The 16,383-nt window shown below is 67.9% G+C and carries 15 protein-coding genes; 2 read left to right on the forward strand and 13 right to left on the reverse strand.

Annotated features, from left to right (window positions below):
* Positions 1-47: 47 nt before the first annotated feature.
* From ASF51_RS06300 to ASF51_RS06345, 10 genes are all read right to left on the reverse strand, one after another.
* A complete protein-coding gene (locus tag ASF51_RS06300; RefSeq protein WP_055926609.1) occupies positions 48-1,325 on the reverse strand; it encodes an MFS transporter in 1,278 nt (425 codons plus the stop codon).
* On the reverse strand, positions 1,322-2,683 hold the full coding sequence (locus ASF51_RS06305; RefSeq protein ID WP_235497152.1) for an NtaA/DmoA family FMN-dependent monooxygenase: 1,362 nt from the start codon (positions 2,681-2,683) through the stop codon (positions 1,322-1,324). Before ASF51_RS06305 ends, ASF51_RS06300 begins: the two co-directional genes overlap by 4 nt.
* Positions 2,680-3,348, reverse strand: a complete 669-nt coding sequence (locus ASF51_RS06310) for a cysteine hydrolase family protein (protein WP_055926611.1) — start codon at positions 3,346-3,348, stop codon at positions 2,680-2,682. The genes ASF51_RS06305 and ASF51_RS06310 overlap by 4 nt, the downstream gene beginning before the upstream one ends.
* Complete coding sequence (locus ASF51_RS06315) at positions 3,345-4,412, reverse strand: LLM class flavin-dependent oxidoreductase (RefSeq protein ID WP_055926613.1); 1,068 nt, start codon at positions 4,410-4,412, stop codon at positions 3,345-3,347. Before ASF51_RS06315 ends, ASF51_RS06310 begins: the two co-directional genes overlap by 4 nt.
* 100 nt (positions 4,413-4,512) lie before the next feature.
* Positions 4,513-5,607, reverse strand: a complete 1,095-nt coding sequence (locus ASF51_RS06320; RefSeq protein ID WP_055926615.1) for an ABC transporter substrate-binding protein — start codon at positions 5,605-5,607, stop codon at positions 4,513-4,515.
* A 65-nt stretch (positions 5,608-5,672) separates the two neighbouring features.
* Positions 5,673-6,569, reverse strand: coding sequence for an ABC transporter permease (locus tag ASF51_RS06325; RefSeq protein WP_235497194.1), 897 nt, complete (start codon positions 6,567-6,569; stop codon positions 5,673-5,675).
* A gap of 18 nt (positions 6,570-6,587) precedes the next feature.
* Positions 6,588-7,442: an ABC transporter ATP-binding protein gene (locus ASF51_RS06330; RefSeq protein WP_055926618.1), complete on the reverse strand. Its 855-nt coding sequence runs from the start codon at positions 7,440-7,442 to the stop codon at positions 6,588-6,590.
* Between the two features lie 5 nt (positions 7,443-7,447).
* The gene (locus ASF51_RS06335) at positions 7,448-7,954 is read right to left on the reverse strand and encodes a flavin reductase family protein (protein ID WP_055926620.1); all 507 of its coding nucleotides are present in this window, start codon (positions 7,952-7,954) and stop codon (positions 7,448-7,450) included.
* Positions 7,951-8,472 (reverse strand): NADPH-dependent FMN reductase, encoded by a 522-nt coding sequence (locus tag ASF51_RS19320; protein ID WP_055926622.1) that lies wholly within the window; start codon positions 8,470-8,472, stop codon positions 7,951-7,953. Before ASF51_RS19320 ends, ASF51_RS06335 begins: the two co-directional genes overlap by 4 nt.
* 176 nt (positions 8,473-8,648) lie before the next feature.
* Positions 8,649-9,068 (reverse strand): hypothetical protein, encoded by a 420-nt coding sequence (locus ASF51_RS06345; RefSeq protein ID WP_055926625.1) that lies wholly within the window; start codon positions 9,066-9,068, stop codon positions 8,649-8,651.
* A 180-nt stretch (positions 9,069-9,248) separates the two neighbouring features.
* Here ASF51_RS06345 and ASF51_RS06350 point away from each other — a divergent pair, with 180 nt between their 5' ends.
* Both ASF51_RS06350 and ASF51_RS06355 read left to right on the forward strand, forming a co-directional pair.
* Complete coding sequence (locus ASF51_RS06350; RefSeq protein WP_082479591.1) at positions 9,249-11,402, forward strand: ATP-dependent Clp protease ATP-binding subunit; 2,154 nt, start codon at positions 9,249-9,251, stop codon at positions 11,400-11,402.
* Between the two features lie 118 nt (positions 11,403-11,520).
* The gene (locus ASF51_RS06355; RefSeq protein ID WP_082479592.1) at positions 11,521-13,104 is read left to right on the forward strand and encodes an amino acid permease; all 1,584 of its coding nucleotides are present in this window, start codon (positions 11,521-11,523) and stop codon (positions 13,102-13,104) included.
* A 164-nt stretch (positions 13,105-13,268) separates the two neighbouring features.
* Here ASF51_RS06355 and ASF51_RS06360 read toward each other — a convergent pair whose 3' ends face one another.
* From ASF51_RS06360 to ASF51_RS06370, 3 genes are all read right to left on the reverse strand, one after another.
* Positions 13,269-13,868 carry a nitroreductase family protein gene (locus ASF51_RS06360; protein WP_055926626.1) on the reverse strand — a complete coding sequence of 200 codons (600 nt, stop codon included), beginning with the start codon at positions 13,866-13,868 and terminating at the stop codon, positions 13,269-13,271.
* A gap of 232 nt (positions 13,869-14,100) precedes the next feature.
* The gene (locus tag ASF51_RS06365) at positions 14,101-15,180 is read right to left on the reverse strand and encodes a low specificity L-threonine aldolase (RefSeq protein ID WP_055926629.1); all 1,080 of its coding nucleotides are present in this window, start codon (positions 15,178-15,180) and stop codon (positions 14,101-14,103) included.
* A 118-nt stretch (positions 15,181-15,298) separates the two neighbouring features.
* The gene (locus ASF51_RS06370; RefSeq protein ID WP_157412027.1) at positions 15,299-16,267 is read right to left on the reverse strand and encodes a hypothetical protein; all 969 of its coding nucleotides are present in this window, start codon (positions 16,265-16,267) and stop codon (positions 15,299-15,301) included.
* Between the last annotated feature and the right edge of the window lie 116 nt (positions 16,268-16,383).

The following is a 16,383-nucleotide window of genomic DNA, read 5'->3' on the forward strand; positions in this document are numbered from 1 at the left end:
TCCATGCTCCCACGCAGCGCCGACATCCGATCGTGCCTCGGCCGGGTCTAGGCCTTCAGGCCCCCGCCGGCGCGGGTGCGGAGCAGGATCATCAGCGGCGCGTTGGCCACCACGACGACCGCGGCGATGAGCCCCACCGCGGCCTCCGCGCCGATGACGTCGTAGACGGCGAGCGCGGCGAGGGGGCCAACGACGGCACCCGCGTCGCCGGCTGTGCGCGTGATCCCGACGACCAGACCGCTCGATCTCGAGGGGAACGCGTCGCTCATCACGACCGACGGAACGACACTGCTGATCGAATTCGCTAGTCCGTAGCCGACGATGACCAGCGCGTAGACCCAGGGGCCGTCGGCGAGCGGGAAGAGGAGCAGGGTGCCGGCCGCCGCGAGCACGCTCGGCGCCAGCACACCGAGACGCGGACCGCGGTCGATGATCCGTCCGATCACGGGCATGGCGGCCAGGGAGACCAGCGTGGCGGCCGCCAACGCGAGTCCGAGGGTGAACGGAGAGAGGCCACCCCCGTCGTATGCCAGCACGGGAATGAGTCCCTGCTCGCCTCCGAAGCGGGCGAAGAACGCGGCGAACGAGCCGAGGGCCAGCGCCGCGACGAGCGCCCTCAGCGAGCCTGCCGGCCGGGCCGGGGCATCCGATCGCACAGGCCCAGTGCTCGGCACCGATGGCGTGGGGGCCGACGACGCCTCCCAGTAGAGCCTGGCCGGTCTGACGGAGTCCCAGAGCAGGGCGAGCGCAACGGGGGCTGCGGCGACCACGAACACGCCCGCCAGCGGCAGCACGCTCAGTGCCGCGCCGCCGAGGAAGGCGCCGAGTGCGCCCGCCGACATCTGCACGGCGGTCGCCGTGGCCATCACTCTGCCTCTGCGGTCGGGAGGCGCACCGGTCACAAGAACGGCGAAGCCGATGGTGATGGCCGCCCCTCCGAGGACTCCGGCGACCACCCGGGCCGCGATCAGCGAGGCCGAGTCGGTGCACAGCCCGGTGAGCGCGGTCACCGCGATCAGAAGAATCGTGACGATGTACAAAAACGGTCGCGGCCTCCACCATCGCAGCACCAGCCCCGCGGGGATGTTCACCAGCGCCCTGCCCAGGCCGAACGCGGCGATGATCGGGCCCAGTACGAGGGCCGAGGCGCCGAAACGGTCGACGTAGAGCGGCAGCGCGGGCACGATCGTGCCCCATGTCATCTGCGTCGCCCCGATCAGCGCGCACACGACGAGAGTCTGCTCGGTGATCGATGGCATCCGCCGCCGGTCTCCACGATCGGCCGGGGCCGACGTGGTCTCCTCGCCGACGGCGTCGCGGCTCACCGGGCCAGGTTCTCGCGCAGGGTGCGGCCGGGATACGCCTCACCCATGGCGCCCCGGCGGCGCAGCTCGGGAACGAGCAGTTCGGTGACGTCGGCGTAGGAGGCGGGCATGCTCAACGGGTTGCCGATCATGTAGCCCCCGCGCGAGCCCGTTGCCGCGAAGTTCTCCTCCAATTGGTCGGCGACCTGCGACGCCGTGCCGCTGAGCGTGTAGTCGAAGCCGACCGCGTGGCGCCAGCCCCGCTCGAAGAACTCGCTGCGGCTCATCTCGTGGTCGACGCCCAGCTCTGTGATGAGTTGACCGACGAACCCCGCGGGCGATGCGTTCGCCGCGCGGATCGCGTCGGCGAGCTCGCCGAGCACCACGCGCTCGGGCACGGTGGAGAAGTCGTGGCCAGAGTTGTACGACAGGTAGACACCGACCGCCTCATCGCCCCAGTACTCGAGCATCTCGAGTTTGCGCGCCGCCGCCTCGTCCTCGCTGCGGCCGAGCACGAGTTGCGTCGTCCACAGAATTCCCACGTCGGCGGGGTTGCGTCCGTTCGACACGAGCTCGGCGTCGAGGGCCGCGCGGTGCCTCGCCTGGCCGGCCGGATTGCCTCCGATGCCGAAGATGAGGTCGGCGAACTTCGCACTTGTGCGGATGCCCTGCGGCGAACTTCCGGCCTGCACGAGAACGGGTCGCCCCTGGGGGCTCGGCACGCTCGTGAGCGGGCCCTGCACGTCGAAGAACTGGCCGTGGTGGTCGATGCGGTGAACCTTCGACGGATCGGCGAAGCGGCCGGTCTCGCGGTCCATCACGATCGCATCCGGTTCGACGGAGTCCCAGAGTCTCTGGCAGACGTCGATGAACTCCTCCATGCGCTCGTAGCGCAGCGAGTGCTCGAGCAACTGGTCGTAACCGTAGTTCGCCGCGTCGGCCAGGCGTGTCGAGGCCACGACGTTGAAGGCGACCCTGCCGGACGTGACGTGGTCGAGCGAGTTCAGCAGGCGGGCCACATAGAAGGGGTGCATGAACGTCGACGAGTAGGTGAGGCCGAAGCCGATGCTCTGCGTCACGGCCGACATGGCGGCGATGAACGGGCTCATGTCGTGCCGTGGCCACTGCACTCCCCATTCGACGGCGGCGTCGGTGGAGCCGCGCCAGGTGTCGGGCAGGCCTGTGCCGTCTCCGAAGAACAGCATGTCGATGCCGCCGCGCTCCGCACTGATCGCGAGTTCCTGGAACATGCGCACATCGGGGAAGGAGCGATTCGTCCATGAGCCGGGACGAGCCCAGCGGCCCTCCGAGTGCGTGAACGACAGGTCGAAGGCGAGGTGCATCTTCTGCGTGCCCACGTCGGGGTTCGGGGTGTTCATGCGTGAGTCGACTCTCGTTCGGATTCGGTGCGGGTGGACTGCAGCGCCTCGGCCAGTTCGGATGTGGTGGTCAGTCGGGCGACCGAGAGGGCGAGCTGTTCGAGTGCATTGGTGTGGATACGCACGTCGTAGGCCGCCGTGGCATCGGTGGCGATCAGCACCGGAAACCCGTTCTGCATGGCATCCGTCGCCGTGGCCGCGACGCAGCACTCGGTGGTGAGGCCGGCCACGATCACCCAATCGATGCCCTCTTCGCGCAGACGCGCATCGAGATCGGTCTGATGGAAGCCGCTGTAGTGCTTCTTGGCGACACGGGTATCGCCGGGCAGTGGCGTCACGCCGTACCAGTCGGCCCCGGGAGTGCCGACGATGCACGGCTCGTCTGCCGACATCACCGTCGGATCGCCGCCGTGAAGCCAGTTGCTCGAGCCCCACGGCTGCTGAGGATCAGAGGCGAGCTCGATCCAGACCACCGGCAATTCGGCGTTGCGTGCCACCTCGACGAGGGCGGCGATCGTGTCGATCGCCGTAACGAGAGCATCGGATGCGGCGTCGTCGAGGCCGTACCCGGCCAGGTAGGCCGGGTCGCCGAACGAGCGCTGCACGTCGACGACGAGAAGGGCCCCCGATCCGTCGAGGCCCGCGAGCACGGGATTCGCGCTCACGACGCGGCCGCCGTCGACTCCTGGGCGCGCAGCCCGGGCAGCACGGCCTCGCCGAACGCGGGAAGATCCTCGTGGTAGTCGGGGAAGATCAGCATGAGCCCGTCGAGCTCGGCCCCCTCGACCACGGTGTTGATGTGGCTCTGCACGGAGTCGGGAGACCCGACCACGTACGGAGTCTGGAACGCGTCCTTGCCGCTGGCCGACTCCGTCCACGATGAGGCGCGGTCACGCGGCATTCCCCAGGAGATCCGCATGTTCACCAGCGCCTCGAGATCGACGCCCTCGGAGATGACGTCGACGCGCTTCTGCGCCAGTGCGTCGGTCTCGTCCATGACGACGGTGAGCATCGCGTACGTCTTGACCTGGCGACCCAGAGCGGCCGAGCGGTCGTGCACGTTCCGGGAGGCGTCGCGGAGTTCCTCCATCGTGTCTCCCGAGAGGAAGGCGCCGTCGCTGCGCCGTGCCTGGAAGTCCTGGCCCGCCGGCGACCGTCCCGCGCTGATGACGGTGGGGCGCACCCGTGGATGGGGCCGCGACTCCGCGTCCTTCAGCGTGAAGAACTCGCCGTCGAGGGTGACCGAGTCTTCGGTCCAGAGCCGGGTGACGGCATCCGTCCACTCGTCGACCATGCGGTAGCGCGCCTCCTTCGACATGTCCGCGTCCCAGAGGCCCATCTGCTCGAACTCGTCGGCATAGGAACCCGAGACGATGTTCATTCCCGCGCGGCCGTTCGAGATCTGGTCGAGGGTGACGAACATCTTCGCGGCGATCGCCGGGTTGTGCACGTTCGCGTGGACCGTCGCCCAGATCTTGACCCGCTCGGTGGCCTCGGCGATGCCGGCCATCATCGTCATGGACTCCAAAGACCGACCCCAGTGATCGGTCGACCCACCGAAGCCGCGCCACTTGGCCATCGCCATCACGAAGTCGAGGCCCGCCTCCTCAGCCAGAATCGAGGCCTTCTTGTTGTATTCGTAGCTGCCGTCGGGGTGCGGAGCCGTCGTGGAGACCAGCCATCCGCCGTTGCCGATGGGGAGGAAGATTCCGTATTCGCGTGGAGTCATGGGTGGAACTGCTTTCTCAAGAGTGATCGCGGGGGGAGCGTCTCGACAGGCTCGACGAACGGAGAGATCGTTGCCCGAGCCTGTCGAGGGAAGGCGTGAGTTACGGCGCCGGCCAGACGAGGGTGGTGCCGTCGTAGATCGCCTCGATGAAGCTGTTGTCGAAGTAGGAGCGCACGTCGGCGGGGGCCGTCTTGATCTGCTCGGTGTCGGTCAGGAACGTTCCCTCGGCGTCGACGTTGTCGAGGTCGATGAGCCCCACGGGGCGGTCCTCGGGCTGGTTGTCGGCGACGATTCCGACCTCCGTCTTCCAGATCTTCTCGTTGTGAGCGGCGTCGTATCCTTCGCCGGAGAGCGTCGCGGCGTAGTCGACGCACTCGGTGGCGTTGTCGACGCAGTAGTCGTATGCGTGCTGGGATGCGCGCAGGAAGTCCTCGACGGCGGTCGGGTTGGCGCTCGCGAACTCGGGGTTCGCCGCGATGCTGCCGAGCGATCCGGGAACTCCGAAGTCGTAGGGTCGCCAGACGGTGACCTTCTCGCCGGCCGCTTCGAGGAGGTTGGGCTCGTTCGAGATGAAGCCGGTGAGCGACTGCACCTGACCGCGCGGAAGGATGGTCGGGTCGTATCCCACGACGACCTGCTGCATCGACGAGACATCGGCGCCGGCGTTGGTCAGCATGGTCGATACGGCGGGCGGCAGGTTGCCCTTCTGGCCCAGGATCGTGCCGTCGAGCTGGGTGAGGTCGGTGATGTCCGGGTTCGTCATGAGGATCTCGAGGCCCACGTTCGAGTAGGTCGAGATGCCGAGGATGTCGAGTCCGTTGTCTCGCGCCTGGATCAGGTTCTGCTCGCTCACGCCGGTGAAGGTCACCTGGCCCGATGCGAGGAGCTGGGCGTTCTCGCCCGTGTCGCCTGTGCCCGGCTGGATGGTGACGTCGAGGCACAGGGCGTCGAAGTACCCGAGCTCGTCGGCCGCGATCACATTGAGGATCGAGGCGGAGGCCTGGTACTGGTAGCCCGTGAGGAAGGTGATGGGGCCCGCCGCCTTGTTCGTCTCGCAGCGGTCCGCGCTGATCGCGCTTCCCTCCGCGGCGGCGGGTGTGCTCGATGCCTCGGTGCCGGATGCGCTGCAGCCGGTCACGAGGGTGAGGCCTGCGAGCGACAGAACGGCAAGGGCCAGGGGGGTGCGTTTGGGCATGGCTGTCTCCTATGGATGTGGTGTGGGGTGGGGTGCGAAGGGGTGGAGCGGAAGCGGGCGGGGCGTCAGCCCCGTGATCCCTGGCGCGAGTCGTGCCAGTGCAGGGCGCGGTTCTCGATGGCCGTGATGATGAGCAGAAGAAGCGAGCCCATCAGTGCGAGGCAGACGATCGCGGCGTAGACCACGGCAAGCCGGTTGTTCGACGACGCGACGCTGATGACCGTGCCGAGGCCCTCCGCCGCGCCGGGGGCCGCGAGCTCGGCCACGACGGCGCCGATGATCGAGAGCGGGAAGACGATGCGGAGCGCGTTGAAGAGGTAGGGGAGGGCGCTCGGCATGCGCACGTGCCAGAGGGTCTCGAGTCGCGATGCGTGGAGGGTGGTGAAGACCTGCAGTACCGCGGGGGAGACCGAGCGGAGCCCCGTCGAGACTCCGATGAGGATGGGGAAGAAGCAGATCAGGGCGGTGACGATGAGCTTGGGCTCCGGCCCGAATCCGAAGGCCACGACCAGCGCGGGCGCGATGGCGACGAGCGGAGTCACATTGAGCACGACGGCGACGGGCATGATCGCTCTGCGCGCCAGAGGCAGCTCTGACACGAGGATGGCCAGCACGTAGGCCACCACGAAGCCGATGGCGAGTCCGATCAGGGCGACCTGCAGGGTGGCCCACGCGTTCTGCAGATAGAAGAGGGGGTTTCCGGCGAGGGCCTCGCCCACTGCCGACAGCGGCGGCAGCAGGTAGGGGCTGTCCTTCGCGACCACCGTCCAGACGATTCCGAGCCCGACCAGCAGCACGAGAACGGGCGCCCAGTAGGTGGGCTTGAGGAACTGCAGGCGCGACGAGCGCGTCCCGGCGCCGGTCGTCTTCACGGGCAGGGCGACCACCGGGGCGGAGAGGGCGGGGTCGATGCCGTCGGCGGTCGTCTCATTCGCGCCGGGGGTGTCGTGGGTCGTCATCATGGATGTCACCGTGGCCTCCTAGGCGGCGCTCGTGATCGGACCCTCGTGCCACGCCGACTGGAGGTGGTCGCGGATGAGGTCTTCGAAGTGGTGGAATTCGGGGGTCTTGAGCATGTCCTGGCTGCGTGGCCGGTCGAGAGTGATGTCGACCGAGGCCGTGATGCGGCCGGGCCGGGCAGACATCACGAGCACGGTGTCGCTCAGACGAACGGCCTCGGTGACCGAGTGCGTGACGAAGACCACTGTCGACTTCTGCTCGTCCCAGATGTCGAGCAACTGGCCCTGGATGGCCTCGCGGGTGAACTCGTCGAGCGCCGAGAAGGGCTCGTCCATCAGCAGCACGTCGGGCTGCAGGCCGAAGGCGCGCACGATGGCTGTCCTCTGCTGCATGCCGCCGCTCAACTGCGCCGGAAGCTTGTGCACGGCGTCGCCGAGTCCGACCGCGGTGAGCAGGGCGCTCATGTCGGGAGCCTCCTTCTCGACGTGCCCGCCGATGCGTTTGCGCCGCCGCTCGGAGCCTCGATTGACCTTGGCCGGCAGGCTGACGTTCTGGAGGACATCGAGCCAGGGGAGCAGGGCGGGAGCCTGCGGTACGAGACCGATCATCTTGGCCGCGCACGCGGCATCCGGGCTCACGCCGAACACGCTGGCCGTGCCGGCATCGGGCGTCTCGAGGCCGGCGATCAGCCGGAGCAGCGTCGACTTGCCGCAGCCGGACGGGCCGATGATGCTGACGAATCTGCCTCGCTCGATCTCGACGTCGACGTTGTTCAGGGCCACCTGCTGTGTGGCCCCCGATCCGTAGATCTTCACCGCGCCCTGAATCGAGATCGAGTCGGGGCGTGCAGCGGCGGGAGTGTTCACCGTGTTCATGGCGGTCAGACCAACTTCCTGAATTCGCGGTTCTGGTAGACGAGGGGGTCGCGCGCGGTGCGCAGTACATCGGTGACGGCGACGATGATCATGAGGTGATCCCCGACCGTCCAGCGCTCGTGCACACGGCCGACGATGGATGCCTGCGCACCCGTCACCACGGGGACGTGGTCGAAATCCTCGTGCAGGGTGACGGCGGCGAACTTGTCGACTCCTTTGGTCGCGAAGTGCCGGGCGATGTCGCCCTGGCCGTCGGCGAGGATGTTCACGGCGACCTGGTCGGTTTCGGCGAACGCCGGGTAGCTCTCGGCGGTCTCGGCGAGGAAGACGGCGACGAGGGGAGGTGTGACGGACACGTTGGTGAAGCTGTTGGCGGTGAAGCCGTGTGCCGTTCCGTCGACACTTGTGGTGACGAGGGTGACCGAGGTCGCCATGCCGGCCAGCGCCCGCCGGAGTTCTGCGGGGTCGAAGCTCGACGCCGGCGCTGTCGTGATGGTCTGAGAGTCGGTCATGCCGCCACCCCGCTCGCGGAGAGAAGGGCGCGCCGCGCGTCGATCCACGAATCGAAGAGAGCATCCCTGGCATCGGGGTCTGCGGCCGTCGCGTCGGGCAGGAAGAGTCCGCCTGCCGGGCTGATGGCTCCCAGCTCGTCGAGCAGAGGCTGCAGGTGAGTCGAACCGGCGAGGGAGTGCTGCGCGGACGCCGCGATGGTCAGGGGAATCGTGCGCGTCGCGGACAGGGCGTCAGCGGCGTAGCCGTCGAGGAACGCCTTGAGCATGCCGGTGTAGGAGCCCTTGTAGACGGGGGTCGCGATCACCAGGACTCGGGATGTCGAGAGCTCGTGGCGGCGGTCGATCAGCTCGGAGTCGCTGTAGTCGAGCGCTCGGCCGCCGTAGCTCGCGAGGTCGATCGGCGAGAGGGCCTCGGCGCCGATCGCTTCGGCGACTTTCTCGACCAGCGAGACCGCGGCGGCGAAGGTCTTGGAGTTCGGTCGGGGGTTTCCGACGACTCCGGTGACGATGAATGACAACGTGCCTCCCAGGCTCTGGTGGTGCCGACGCGAACGTCGGCCAGATGAATGGAGAGCGAGCGGGTGAAGTGCCGATGAGACAGATGGCCCGCGGAGGTCCGTGAGAATCACAGTAGGGCGATCGTGTTTCGCACCGGGTCGCCACACGTTACGCGCGTGTAAATTCGGCGGGTTCGTCAGACCAGCTGTTCGACAGGGTGGTCGGGTCGGTAGACGACGATGTCGACTCCGAGGTCGCGCGCCGCGGTGCTGGGCCACGAGGCGGCGGTGAAGAAACGCGCCAGGGGCTCCGAGATGCACAGCACGGCGCGAGGGCCGGTCGGCAGAGCCGAGCGAAGCCAGACGAGTTTGAGCATGTCGGCCATCGCCTTGTTCCGGTGATGGGACTTGGGTTGGCCCGACGTGGGAACGAGCTGCACGAGAACCGTTTCGGCCTGATCGATGCCCTCGACTTCGACCCTGATGCCGCCGGTCAGGCTCAGGGTGCGCGGCTCGAGGCTCGTACCCAGCCAGTCTCCGACCGCCCGGAGCATGGCGTGCTCGACGGACTCGGCCTGCATGCGGCCGGTCTCGCCGATCAGGGGCCTGTCGGTCATGCGTCGGAGTGTAGGCGACCGGTGTTTCGCCCACGTTTCCCGGTTCGCTCGCCGACATCCGATCGTGCGGGAATGCTCTGGCGCATCCGGCGTGTTGAGAGTAAAGTTGAGCCAGCAAGACTCAAGTTTTGGGGGCGGCCGATCGGGCCAGCCCTACGATAAAAGAGAAGGACAGACACAATGCAGGCAGGGCAGGCCCCCGCTCAGGAGGACGCGAAGAGCGCCCTCGAACTGTACGGCGTCAACCTCACCGAGATCGCCGCGAGCGGCAAGCTCGACCCGGTGATCGGGCGCGACGCCGAGATCCGCCGAGTCAGCCAGGTGCTGACGCGACGCACCAAGAACAACCCCGTGCTCATCGGCGAGCCCGGCGTCGGCAAGACCGCCGTCGTCGAGGGGCTCGCCCAGCGCATCGTCGCGGGCGACGTCGCCGACTCGCTCAAGGGCAAGCAGCTCATCTCGCTCGACCTCGCGGCCCTGGTCGCGGGCGCGAAGTACCGCGGCGAGTTCGAGGAGCGCCTGAAGGCCGTGCTCAAGGAGATCAACGATGCCGACGGGCAGATCATCACCTTCATCGACGAGCTGCACACCCTCATGGGTGCGGGCGCCGGCGAGGGCAGCGTGGCGGCATCCAACATGCTCAAGCCCATGCTCGCCCGGGGTGAGCTGCGCATGATCGGCGCCACCACGCTCGACGAGTACCGCGAGTACATCGAGAAGGACAAGGCGATGGAGCGTCGCTTCCAGCAGGTGCTGGTGGGCGAGCCCAGCGTCGAAGACACGATCGCGATCCTGCGCGGGCTGAAGGAGCGCTACGAGGCGCACCACAAGGTCTCGATCGCCGACTCCGCCCTCGTCGCGGCCGCCGCGCTGTCGAATCGCTACATTCCGGGCCGGCAGCTGCCCGACAAGGCCATCGACCTGATCGACGAGGCCGCGTCGCGCCTGCGCATGGAGATCGACTCGGCCCCTGTCGAGATCGACGAGCTGCGGCGCAGCGTCGATCGTCTGAAGCTCGAGGAGCTCGCTCTGAAGAAGGAGAAGGACGACGCGTCGAAGCAGAGGCTCGAGAAGCTGCGCGAAGACCTGAAGACCCGCGGCGCAGCCCTCAAGGAGCTGCAAGACCGGTGGGAGAGGGAGCGCGCCAGCCTCAACCGCGTCGGCGAGCTCAAGGAGAAGCTCGACGCCGCACGCATGAAGGCCGAGCGCGCCCAGCGCGAGGGCAAGCTCGAGCAGGCCTCGAAGCTGCTCTACGCCGACATCCCCGTGCTCGAGCGGCAGCTCGCCGAGGCCGAGGCCGTCGAGCAGGACGGCCCGCTGATGGTCAACGACCAGGTCGCCAGCGACGACATCGCGAGCGTGATCGCCGCCTGGACGGGCATTCCGGTCGACCGGCTCACCCAGGGCCAGACCGAGCGGCTGCTCGGCCTCGAGGGCGAACTCGGCAAGAGGCTCATCGGGCAGAAGCGCGCCGTCGTGGCGGTGTCGGAGTCGATCCGGCGCTCGCGGGCGGGCATCGCCGACCCCGATCGGCCCACCGGGTCGTTCATGTTCCTCGGCCCGACCGGCGTCGGCAAGACCGAGCTCGCGAAGGCGCTCGCCGACTTCCTCTTCGACGACGAGAAGGCGCTCATCCGCATCGACATGTCGGAGTACGGCGAGAAGCACTCCGTTGCGCGCCTGCTCGGTGCCCCTCCCGGATACATCGGCTACGAGCAGGGAGGCCAGCTCACCGAGGCCGTGCGCCGCCGTCCGTACTCGGTCGTGCTGCTCGACGAGGTCGAGAAGGCACACCCCGAGGTCTTCGACGTGCTGCTCCAGGTGCTCGACGACGGGCGTCTCACCGATGGGCAGGGCCGCACGGTCGACTTCCGCAACACGATCCTCATCCTCACGTCGAACCTGGGGTCGCAGTACCTCGTCGACGGCTCGCTGACCACCGAGCAGAAAGAGGAAGCGGTGCAGGCCTTGGTGCGCCAGGCCTTCAAGCCCGAGTTCGTGAACCGGCTCGACGACATCGTCGTGTTCCAGGCGCTCACCCGCGAGGACCTCGCGCAGATCGTCTCGCTTTATGTCGATCGGCTGGCTCGCCGCATCGGCGACCGCCGGCTCGAGCTCGCCGTCACACCGGATGCCCGTGCCTGGCTCGCCGAGAAGGGTTACGACCCGATCTACGGGGCGCGCCCACTGCGTCGTCTCATGCAGCACGAGATCGACGACCGCCTCGCGACGGAGATCCTGCGTGGAACCGTGCGCGACGGCGACACCGTTCGGGTCGACCTCGACGATGACGGCGAAGGGCTCACGGTCACCGCGGAGGGCAACAACGCCTAGCGCCTCACCCATCGTTTCGGCCGTGTAAAAAGGGGGCCACCCGTCGTCGGGTGGCCCCCTTTCGGGTCTAGGCTCTCTTTCTGCGAGTCAGCAGACGTCGACCGAAACGAGGCATTCCATGGCGAAGTCAGAGCCATCCGTGAACCCGTCCGACACGCCCACGCCCCGAGACCGGCGCCTCGCCGCGGCTCGCAGCCGAGAGGACCTCGGCGACGAGCTCACGAGCGTGCAGGACTTCTCGCACGAGCAGGAGGGCTACCACAAGACCCTCAAGCCGAGGCAGCTGCAGATGATCGCCATCGGCGGCGCCATCGGAACAGGACTCTTCCTCGGCGCCGGAGGGCGGCTCGCGTCGGCCGGCCCGTCGCTCGTGATCGTCTACGCGATCTGCGGATTCTTCGCCTTCCTCATCCTGCGGGCCCTCGGGGAGCTCGTGCTGCACCGGCCGTCATCCGGTTCGTTCATCTCGTACGCCCGCGAGTTCTACGGCGAGAAGATGGCCTTCGTCGCCGGGTGGATGTACTTCCTCAACTGGGCCATGACCGCCATCGTCGACGTGACCGCGGTGGCCCTGTACGTGAAGTTCTGGTCGGCGTTCACCGACGTGCCGCAGTGGCTGCTCGCGCTCATCGCCCTCGCGATCGTGCTGAGCCTCAACCTCGTCTCGGTCAAGGTCTTCGGCGAGATGGAGTTCTGGTTCGCCATCATCAAGGTCGTTGCACTCGTGGCGTTCCTCATCATCGGCGCGATCTTCCTCGCGTTCTCCTTCCCCACGGATGTCGGCAACGGCGAGACGGGGATCTCGCTGCTCGTCGACAACGGCGGCTTCTTCCCCGCCGGCCTCGTGCCGACCGTCCTGGTGGTTCAGGGCGTCGTGTTCGCCTACGCGGCCATCGAGCTCGTCGGCACCGCCGCAGGAGAGACGGCCGATCCGAAGAAGATCATGCCCCGCGCGGTCAACACCGTCGTCATCCGCATCGCCGTCTTCTACGTGGGCTCGGTCCTGCTGCTGTCGCTGCTGCTGCCGTACACCGCATACAAGGCGGGCGAGAGTCCCTTCGTCACGTTCTTCTCGAGCATCGGCAGTCCCGAGGTCGGGGCCATCGCCGGCAACATCATGAACTTCGTCGTTCTGACGGCCGCCCTGTCGAGCCTGAACGCCGGGCTCTACTCGACCGGTCGCATCCTGCGTTCGATGTCGGTGGCGGGAGCTGCGCCGAAGTTCACCGGGCGCATGAACGCGTCGGGGGTGCCGTACGGCGGAATCCTGCTCACCGCGGCCATCACCTTGCTGGGCGTGGGCCTCAACGCGATCGTGCCCGAGCAGGCGTTCGAGATCGTGCTCAACGTGTCGGCGCTCGGAATCATCAGCGGCTGGGGCACGATCATCCTGTGTCAGATGCGGCTGCAGAAGTGGGCGAAGGAGGGCCGGCTGGAGCGCCCGTCGTTCCGCCTGTTCGGGGCGCCGTTCACCTCGTGGCTCACGCTCGCGTTCCTCGCGACCGTGCTGGTGCTCATGGCCATCGACTTCCCTGTCGGAACGATCACGATCTCATCGCTCGTCGTGATCATTCCGCTGCTGATCATCGGCTGGTACGCCAGCCGCGACCGCATCCAGGCGATCGCGGCCGCGCGCGAGGGCCACACCGGTCCGTTCCCGGTGGTGGCGGAGCGGCCTGGAATCGACAGCACGAAGGAGTAGCGGCCGGCCCCTGAGCTTGTCGTTCCCTGAGCTCGTCGTTCCCTGAGCCTGTCGAAGGGCCTCCCTACCTGTCGTTCCCTGAGCCTGTCGAAGGGCATCCCTACCTGTCGTTCCCTGAGCCTGTCGAAGGGCATCCCTTCGAGAAGCTCAGGGAACCGGGCCTGCTACTCGTTGACGAGAACGATCTCGTCGAGGGGGAAGCGCTCGCGCGGAGCCTTCTCGCGGGCGATCGCGCCCTCTTCGCCCAGCGCCTCGGGGGTGTCGATCGTGCCGAGGGCGGTCACCGTGAGGGCGGTGAGGTTCTCGGGAATCGAGAACGCCTCGCGCAGTCCCTCGGCGACGATGCCGCTCATCTGGTGAACGTGCAGGCCCTCGTGGTGCGCCTGCACCGACATGTGGGCCACGGCCTGGCCGAGGTCGTAGGCGGCCATGCCGCGCGGCTTGCCATCGGGGTCTGTGGTCTCGGCGATGTTCACGATGAGCACGGCGGCGTTCGGGGTCCAGGCCTGATTGAAGCCCATGAGGTTCGACACGATCGTGTCGAACGCGGCGGTTCCGCGGCGGGCGACGATGAAGCGCCACGGCTGCGTGTTGGCCATCGACGGCGACCAGCGGCCGGCCTCGAGAACGGATGCGAGTGCCTGCTCGTCGATCGCGACGGTCGGGTCGTACGAGCGCGGGCTCCACCGGGCGGCGAGCACCTCGAGGATCGGAGCGCTGGTCTCGTCGGCGCGGGTCACGGCGGTGGTCGTGGTGAGGGTCATGAGGGAGTTCCTTAGGGTGTGATTCTTCGCACCCTCCTCAAGCGGCGGATGCGCGGCCCGGCATCCATTGCCTAGCTATGCAAACGCATAGATGTCCCCACTATTCCCGTTCGTCGAGCTTGTCGAGACGGACCCTCTGTTCCCGTTCGTCGAGCTTGTCGAGACGGACCCTCTGTTCCCGTTCGTCGAGCTTGTCGAGACGGACCCCTTCGACAGGCTCAGGGAGCGGTGCTCAGCGCTCGGCGAGCAGCTCCTTCAGGCGCCCTGCGAACGCGTCGACGTCGGCCTCCGTCGTGTCGAAGGCGCACATCCAGCGAACCTCGCCCGTCGAGGGATCCCAGTCGTAGAAGCGGAAGCTCTCGCGGAGCCGGTCCGCGATCTCCGGAGCCACGATCGCGAAGACGGCGTTGGACTGCGTCTGCTGGGTGATCGTCACGCCGTCCAGCCCCTCGACGGCCTGCCGCAGCCGCTGGGCCATCGCGTTGGCCTGCGAGGCGGAGCGCATCCAGAGCCCGTCGCTGAGGAGCGCGATGAGCTGGGCCGAGACGAAGCGCATCTTGCTCGACAACTGCATGTTCAGTTTGCGCAGGTACGTGAGGCCCTCGGATGCATCGGGGTTGAGCACCACGACCGCCTCGCCGAACATGAGCCCGTTCTTCGTGCCGCCGAACGAGAGGAGGTCCACTCCGGCGTCGGAGGTGAACGCTCGAAGCGGCACGCCGAGGTAGGCGGCGGCGTTGGAGATGCGCGCGCCGTCCATATGCAGGGTCATGCCGCGGGAGTGCACGTGGTCGGCGATCGCTCGGACCTCGTCGGGCGTGTACGCGGTGCCGAGCTCGGTGGTCTGCGTGATCGACACGGCGAGCGGCTGCGCGCGGTGCTCGTCGCCCCAGCCCCAGGCCTCGCGGTCGATGAGTTCGGGTGTGAGCTTGCCATCCGGCGTCGGAACGGTGAGCAGCTTCAGGCCCGCGACCCGCTCGGGCGCCGCGTTCTCGTCGGTGTGGATGTGCGCGGTCTGCGTGCAGATCACCGCACCCCAGCGGGGCAGCATCGACTGCAGGCTCAGAACGTTGGCGCCGGTGCCGTTGAACACGGGGAACGCCTCGACGCCGTCGCCGAAGTGCTCGGCCATCACGTGCTGCAGGCGGGCCGTGTAGAGGTCTTCTCCGTAGGCGATCTGGTGGCCGCCGTTGGCCGCGGCGACGGCGGCGAGCACCTCGGGGTGCACGCCCGCGTAGTTGTCGCTGGCGAACCCGCGGTAGTCGAGGTCGTGCAGGCGCAGGGGAGTGGCGGTGTCAGTCGAAGGGGTCACCTTTCAAGTGTGGCGCACGGGCCGCGCACGGGCGTTGCGTTCGGCGCGTCTTTGTTGTCGCGACTGTGTTGTGGTTTCAGTGTTGTCGCGTCCGTGTTGTCGTTTCGGTGTTGTCGCGTCAGGTCTCGATGCCGAGGGTCGGCCACGTGGGGGTGCCCGTCCAGCCGCGCTCGCGGAGTTGCTGCTCGAGGGTGTGCAGCAGGTGGCCCGGGTTGCGGATGTCGAGAGCGACCGCCTCGATCGTTTTCCACTTGATCGCGTCGAGCTCCCTGCGCCGCACCACGTCGCGCTGCCACTGCGACCTGTTCTTTCGATGGCCGTCGCCTTGGTATTCGAGCCCCACGTTGAAGCCGGGAATCCGCAGGTCTGGCTGCGCGATCGTGTCTCCCCGGGCATCCAGAATCGGTTCGTTCACGATGGGATCGGGAAAGCCCGCGCTCTGCACGATCAGTCGGAGGCGGGTCTCGTAGGGGGAGTCGACGCGCTCGCGGATGAGATCGAGCGCTGCCGAGATGAGCCGCCCCTGTCGCCGCGCCGGGTTGCTCGCCGCCTCGTCGCGCAACTGGTTCATCGTGACGAAGGGGGTTCGTCGGCCGCTCGGCTGTCGAAAGCCGCGCAGCAGGTAGTCGCCCGCGATCACGAGCTCGACGAGGTCGAGCTGGCTCGCGAGGTCGAGCCAGAGGCGTGCCGCTCGGGAGATGCGCAGTCCGCGGGAGTCGAGCCAGGGTGCGTCGTGGGCGCCGGGCGCCGTGGAATGGCCGACGACCCCTGGGCGCTGCGGGGCGCGCGTTCCCCTGGCGACGGAGAGGTGAATACGCTCGTCGAGCTCGAGTCGCCGCGGCAGCGGAACCCCGTAGAGCAATGCGGCCGTCGAGTGACTGACGTAGCTTGCCGGGCTGCTGACGGATTGCAGGGCGAGGCTCCGTTCGCGCAGGGTGGTGGCCCCGGCCGGCAGTCGCGCTCCTCGAAAAGGGGTGGAGAGGTCTTGAGCACGCAGTTGTTTCGGTGAGGCGCCGAGATGGAGCGCCTCGCGGGTTGAGAAGGGTCGACCGACGAGCGCGGGCGGCAGAGGCTTGCGGCGTTTCACTCGCCTGATGCTGCCGCAGGACGGCCACCTCTCGCAGAAGTTGTCCACAGGCGCGTCGTGGCGGCTGTCGCGTCGCGGCACGTGGCGCCGCTGCGCCCATCCGGGGCATCGGGATA

This window comes from Agreia sp. Leaf283, assembly GCF_001422485.1.
In the GTDB taxonomy this organism is placed as follows: Bacteria; Actinomycetota; Actinomycetes; order Actinomycetales; family Microbacteriaceae; genus Agreia.